The following is a 6000-nucleotide window of genomic DNA, read 5'->3' as shown; positions in this document are numbered from 1 at the left end:
AGCACCTCCAGGACGACTTTGCTTTTAAATTCGGCTGAATATTGATTTCGCTTTTTCATGTTTCCATTATAACTTACTTTTTAAACTTTGTGTCTCACCTTATGGGTTCATTATAAAAAGCCCCAAAATCACTGATAAAATAATTCTTATTAGTTGGTGAAACAATGTTTGATTCAAAGTACAAGGTGGTATTAGCCGAAGATAATGAACAAACAAGAACGGATTTAAAAAACATTCTCTCTCAATTTGATAATGTTGAATCAATAGTAGCTGTTTCCAATGGACAGCAATTAGTAGACAAGGCAAAAGAATTAGACCCAGATCCGATTATAGTGGATGTTGAAATGCCTGAGCTGAATGGTATAGAAGCAGTTAATATAATTCTCGATGAAGGCTTATATCCTTACATTATTTTTCTTACCGGTCACAGCGAATTTGCCTTGCAGGCTTTTGAACTGAATGCCATTGATTACATAACAAAACCAGTTCGTATCCCACGGCTGCAAAAGGCATTTGACAAAATTGATGCTTTCCAAAAAAAGCAGGAAAAAAAGTTGGCAGAAATTAAAAGCATCCTAACTTCCAGAGAAAAAATTTTTATCAAAACGGGTTCAAACATTATTTTTATTGATGTGGACTCAATCATTATGGTTGAACATAAAGGCAACAAATCCGTTATTTTTTGCAAAGATGCTGAATACTGCACAGCTGAAACCCTAAATTCCTTGGAAGAAAAGTTGAATTTTCCTGAATTTTTCCGTTCCCATAAAGGTTATATAATAAATCTTAAGTATGTTTCACAAATTAAACCTCTGGGGAATAGGAGTTATGAAATTTCATTCCAAGGAATAAACTCCAAGGCTTTAATCAGCCGGTCTAAAGCACAAAATATCTTTTCTATGTTAAATATTCGTGATTAAAACGCCACCAAATAGCCAGTGGCGTTTTTTTGCAAGTGTAAAATACTACCGAAGAAGAGAGTGTATTTATAAGAATTTTTGTTTTTGACTCAATGGAGGGTCTGTTCTTCCTTGAATTATTTTAATAAATATTTCTACTAATAATTCCTGGTTCGATTGGGTTCCTTTGATGCCTTCCAAAATGTTAATGGCTTTTTCAACAGGCATACCCTTCCGGTATGCACGGTCATTGGTCAGTAGATACACCTTTACCTGGTTCAGACCTTGAGACAGCCGCCTGAACTATTTCATGCTTCCTGGCCGGTTGAATTTTCTCGGCCAGTTTAATAACTACTCTGGCTAATTTCTCGGGGTCATGCCTGACTAAATCCGATTCAAAAACCAGGTTTTCAGGGATAACTTTTACCCCCAGTTTTTCTATTTCTTTAATATCAGGCCGTACAGGCACAGCGCCGTCTTCCCTGTATTTTTTAAGAAGCTTTCTGGGTACATCCTGTACATTGATGATGGCATACTGAATCAGGTTGGAACCGGCATGCTCCTGTATCGCCCTGACATGCTCGGAAGCTGAAAAACCATCGGTTTCACCGGGTTGCGTCATAATATTACATGCATATACTGTTACGGCCGGAGATGCCGCAATAGCATCTGCTACCCCGCGCACCAAAAGGTTCGGTATAATGCTGGTATAAAGACTTCCCGGGCCAAGAACGATTATGTCAGCTTCGGCAATTGCTTCCAGCGCTCCCGGCAGTGGTTCGCAATCGGCGGGACGTAAAAACACCCGTTTAATTTTCTTGCCCGTGCGCGGTATCCGGGACTCGCCTTCAACCACAGTCCCATCCATAAATTCCGCGCATAAAGCCACATGTTTCAAGGTAACAGGCAAAACCCGGCCCCTGATAGCCAAAACCTTACCCATTTCCTGAATTGCCGTCTCAAAATTACCGGCTATTTGGGTCATCCCTGCTATAAGCAAATTGCCAAGGCTGTGGCCGCTTAGCCCATTAGCATTTTTAAAACGGTGCTGGAACAGGTCTTCCATCAGGCTTTCTCTGTCTGCCAGGGCCACCAGGCAGTTACGGATATCTCCCGGCGGTAGGATTCCCAGCTCGCCCCTGAGCTGCCCGGAGCTTCCCCCGTCGTCAGCTACCGTTACTATCGCCGTGATATTCCTGGTATATTTTTTCAGGCCCCGCAGCAAAACAGAGAGGCCTGTACCGCCCCCGATGACTACAATGCGCGGCCCGCGTTCCAATTGATGGGTTTCATAAATGATATCAACCAGCCGGTTTTCTTTATCGGGCGCCAGAACCCTGGCAATTGACTTGATTGTTTTGCGGAAACCCAGCGCCAGAATGAAAAACCCTGCTGCACATATCCAGAGACCCGCGTATTTTATATCAACCTTGCCCTGGAAAAGGCCTGCCAGGATGTCATAAACGTAACGGGTAAAGTAGCTGAATTCCCGGTAAAAAGTCAGTGTCAGTCCCAGCCCCAGTATAGCCAACCCTGTGCAGGCCAGAAAGAGCCACCTTTTAACGTACATGCCCGGATAAAGCCATTTAAGCCTATACATTTTCCCTGACTCCCGAAGAATTTTTGTCTATATCCCGGTGTCGGACAACAACATAATTCCGGTCACTCTGTAACATGGCGCCAAGTTTGTTGGCCAAAGTGACGGACCGGTGCTGGCCGCCGGTGCAGCCTATGGCAATTACCAAACTGGTCTTGCCTTCCTTGATATAGTGCGGAATCAAAAACTTAATCAGCCCGTAATACTTTCTTAAAAACGTTCGGCTGATAGGGGAATCCATAACATAGTCCTGAACTTCCTTATCATCGCCGGTTAGCGGCCGCAAACTGTCCACGTAGTAAGGGTTTGGCAGAAATCGTACATCCATAACCAAATCGGCATCCATGGGAAGACCGTATTTGAAGCCGAATGAAAGAACCGTAATTTTTAACGCTGCTTCTTCCCGGGCCGTGGAAAACAGAGCAATGATTTCTTCTTTTAACTGTTTATTGCTTAAGTTGGAAGTATCAATTATTTTATGGGCCCGGCCCCTTAATTCCTCCAACCGTTTTCTTTCCTCATGTATCCCTTCCAAAACCCGGCCGTGGGGCCGCAGCGGGTGAGGGCGCCTTGATTCCTTAAACCGCCTGACCAGTGTTTCATCAGAGGCTTCCAGAAACAGGATTTCGTATTTAATACCGATCCTGTCGAGGTTCTCCAGGCTCTCATTGATGCTGTCAAAAAATCCGCCACCCCGGATATCCACTACCAATGCTATTTTATTTATCTTGCCTTCCGATTGTGCACAAAGCTCCGCAAACTTAGCAATCAAGGTGGGGGGTAGGTTGTCTACACAAAAATAACCCAGATCCTCCAGGCACCAGATAGCCTGAGTTTTTCCCGCTCCGGACAGGCCGGTAACTATCACCAGTTTAGTATCCTTCATCTCACTGTCACCCTTTCTTTCAATATTCTAAAGTTCGCCAAAATGTGCGGTTCTCCTTCTGTTATTACCTGGCGTTAGTTACCCGGTCAACGGGCACATTAAACCTGTCCAGAACCAGTCTACCATCCAACAACCGCCCCACGGTATCCGGAAAGTGGGCGTCACTGTTAACAACAAAATTAACCCCTGCCGGCAGGGCCTTTACCACCAACTCATGTTTGTTATATTTATGGCCGGTGTTGATTTCCAGGGCAGTATCCCGTGCCGCGCAATGTCTGCTCAGCTCCTCTATGTCTACGGGCATCTTTAAACCGGGATGGCTTATGCAAAAAACTTTATGTTTGTGGATGCATTCGATTAAAGCCTTGGTATTGTTGACTTTTACCTTTTCGCGGATACTTTGGCTCACCGGCGCCAGTTGATTGCCCGCCACAATGCTCAGGAAATCGGCCGGGGACTTTCCCCAAACAAAAGGATGCAGGCCGACAATCAGGAAATCCAGTTTCCTGACAATATTGTCGGGGATGTCTATTGCCCCGTCCAGACCTGTAATATTAGCTTCTGCCCCGCATAAGATTTTCAGTTCCGGGATTTTTAAACGGACTGCTTCAATTTCTTCCTTTATTTCCAGGTAAGTGTCGGCATTTTTTACGCCTACACCGATATTGGCAGGTCCATGGTCAGTTATGCCTAATACTTCAAGCCCTTTTTCCTTAGCGGCCCGGGCATTTTCCTCTATGGTGCCGCCGCCGTCGCTGTACACTGTATGTGTGTGGTAATCGGCAAAAAATTCCATAAAAACACCTCGCTTTATTATGTGAATAGCGAGGTTCGTTAATGCATAAGCCAATAAAATTTACACATATAAACCGTACCCCTGCCTTTGTAAGGCAACGGCAGCAGCCCCTACGCTACCGGCATCATTGCCCAAAGCGGCAGGAACAATCCTAACAGAGGGCCAGAGAGCCGGTAAAGCATTTTGCTCAGCATATTTGCAAAGGGGTATAAATAAAAGGTCTCCCGCCTTGGAAACACCTCCGCCTATTATCACCAGTTCGGGGTTAAAAATGTTTATTAGACTACCCACGCCTATTCCCAGATAATAAGCAGTCTCATCCACCACCCTGGTCGCTACAGGGTCGCCTTTCGCTACCGCATCAAATACATTCCTGACAGTAAAATCAACAGTTTCCGCCAGCAAAGATGCTGTTCCCCCGGCCAGCGCAGCTTTAGCCCTTTTAATTATGGCCGGTGCAGCGGCTAAAGCTTCCAGACATCCTTTATTCCCGCAACTGCAGAGCGGCCCCCCGGGCTGAATAACCATATGGCCTATTTCTCCGGCGCCGGAAGAAGCCCCTCTGTAAAGCCGGCCGTTGATGATTATGCCGCCTCCTATCCCTGTGCCAATCGTCATCATGATCATATTCTCGGCCTGTTGGCCTGCACCGCACCATTTTTCGCCAAGGGCCGCAGCCGTTGCATCGTTCTCCAGGAAAAGAGGCAAGGGTATGTGCTTCTTTACCATTTCCAGTATGTACACATTATGCCACCCGAGGTTACCTGACCTGATTACACAGCCGGTACGGCCATCAATCTGCCCCGGCGAACCTATGCCCATACCGATGACCATATCCATAGACACACCTGCCTGTTTCTGCAGGTCCCGGGCCAGGCCCGCCATTTTTGTCGCTACGGCCTCGGCGCCTTCCGCCGCCAGGGTGGGGATTTCTTTTTTGGCCAGCATTTTGCCACGCCTGTTGAAAAGAGCCCCCTTGATAAATGTTCCGCCAAGGTCAATGCCAATAACGTACTGCTCTTTGTTACCGGCCATATGAAATGCCCCCCCGCTCCTTAACCTGCTTTCTGGCCCGCCTTCTGCCGGCCAGATATTGGGTAATCTTGTCTACCGATGTATTTATAACCTGTTCTTCTTTTATGCCCGCTTTCAAGAGCAATTCCACGGCCCGGTCGAACCTGCCCACGTCGGCTGCCCAGTGGGCATCGCTGCCCACGAAAACAGGTCCGCCGGAAGAAGCCAGTAGTTCAGCGATATAACTGCAGTTGGGAGCGCTGCCCTGCCTGCTGCCGCACAGGGAACTGTTGTTTATTTCCAGGGCCACCCCTGCCCCGGCAGCTTCTTTGACTATCTTCTCGTATACAACGGTAAACTGGGGATTGCCAGGATGGACAATTATGTCCACCAAGGGATTCCTAATCGTATTTATGAGCGCTTCCGTATATACCTCTTTGCTTGCCGCCGGGAAACAGTCCGGGTGAAAGCCGGCTAAAACCACATCCAGCTGTTCCAGATAATTTTGTCCTAAATCCAGGTTCCCGTGGCGGTCCATAATATTGGCTTCTACTCCTTTTAACAGGCGTACTCCCTTTACTTCTTCAGGCAGGACACACAGGTTGCCGAAATGGTAAGGATGGGGCCCGCCTGGCATAGCGGGCCCGTGGTCCGTAATTGCTATCAACTGCAGTTGTTTCGCGCGGGCAGCCTCAATGATTTCAGCAACGGTGCTGTAAGCATGACCGCTTCCTACGGAATGGATATGCAAATCACCCACTAACCGCATTTGTAAAACCCCCAGACAATTAAAAAAGAAATTTTCTCC

General features: G+C 46.8%; 6 protein-coding genes. 1 reads left to right on the top strand and 5 read right to left on the bottom strand.

The genetic code is table 11. The features are described 5' to 3' along the window. The first annotated feature begins 164 nt into the window (after nucleotides 1–164). Nucleotides 165–920, top strand: coding sequence for a LytR/AlgR family response regulator transcription factor (locus Tfer_RS14275; RefSeq protein ID WP_052218984.1), 756 nt, complete (start codon nucleotides 165–167; stop codon nucleotides 918–920). 226 nt (nucleotides 921–1146) lie between these two features. Here Tfer_RS14275 and Tfer_RS14265 read toward each other — a convergent pair whose 3' ends face one another. The 5 genes from Tfer_RS14265 to Tfer_RS14245 all read right to left on the bottom strand — a co-directional run bounded on the left by Tfer_RS14265 (nucleotide 1147) and on the right by Tfer_RS14245 (nucleotide 5961). Beyond that, on the bottom strand, nucleotides 1147–2499 hold the full coding sequence (locus Tfer_RS14265) for a gluconeogenesis factor YvcK family protein (protein WP_052218982.1): 1353 nt from the start codon (nucleotides 2497–2499) through the stop codon (nucleotides 1147–1149). Further along, nucleotides 2492–3382, bottom strand: coding sequence for an RNase adapter RapZ (rapZ, locus tag Tfer_RS14260; RefSeq protein WP_052218981.1), 891 nt, complete (start codon nucleotides 3380–3382; stop codon nucleotides 2492–2494). The genes Tfer_RS14265 and rapZ overlap by 8 nt, the downstream gene beginning before the upstream one ends. A 64-nt stretch (nucleotides 3383–3446) precedes the next feature. Next, on the bottom strand, nucleotides 3447–4178 hold the full coding sequence (locus tag Tfer_RS14255; RefSeq protein ID WP_052218980.1) for a PHP domain-containing protein: 732 nt from the start codon (nucleotides 4176–4178) through the stop codon (nucleotides 3447–3449). Between the two features lie 60 nt (nucleotides 4179–4238). Then, nucleotides 4239–5213, bottom strand: coding sequence for an ROK family protein (locus Tfer_RS14250; RefSeq protein WP_052218979.1), 975 nt, complete (start codon nucleotides 5211–5213; stop codon nucleotides 4239–4241). After that, on the bottom strand, nucleotides 5203–5961 hold the full coding sequence (locus Tfer_RS14245) for a phosphatase (protein WP_052218978.1): 759 nt from the start codon (nucleotides 5959–5961) through the stop codon (nucleotides 5203–5205). The genes Tfer_RS14250 and Tfer_RS14245 overlap by 11 nt, the downstream gene beginning before the upstream one ends. Nucleotides 5962–6000: the final 39 nt, after the last annotated feature.

It is taken from the genome of Thermincola ferriacetica (assembly GCF_001263415.1).
Classification (GTDB): domain Bacteria; phylum Bacillota; class Thermincolia; order Thermincolales; family Thermincolaceae; genus Thermincola; species Thermincola ferriacetica.
Note: the sequence above shows the minus strand (reverse complement) of the source record. Positions and strands in the feature narration are given on the sequence as shown.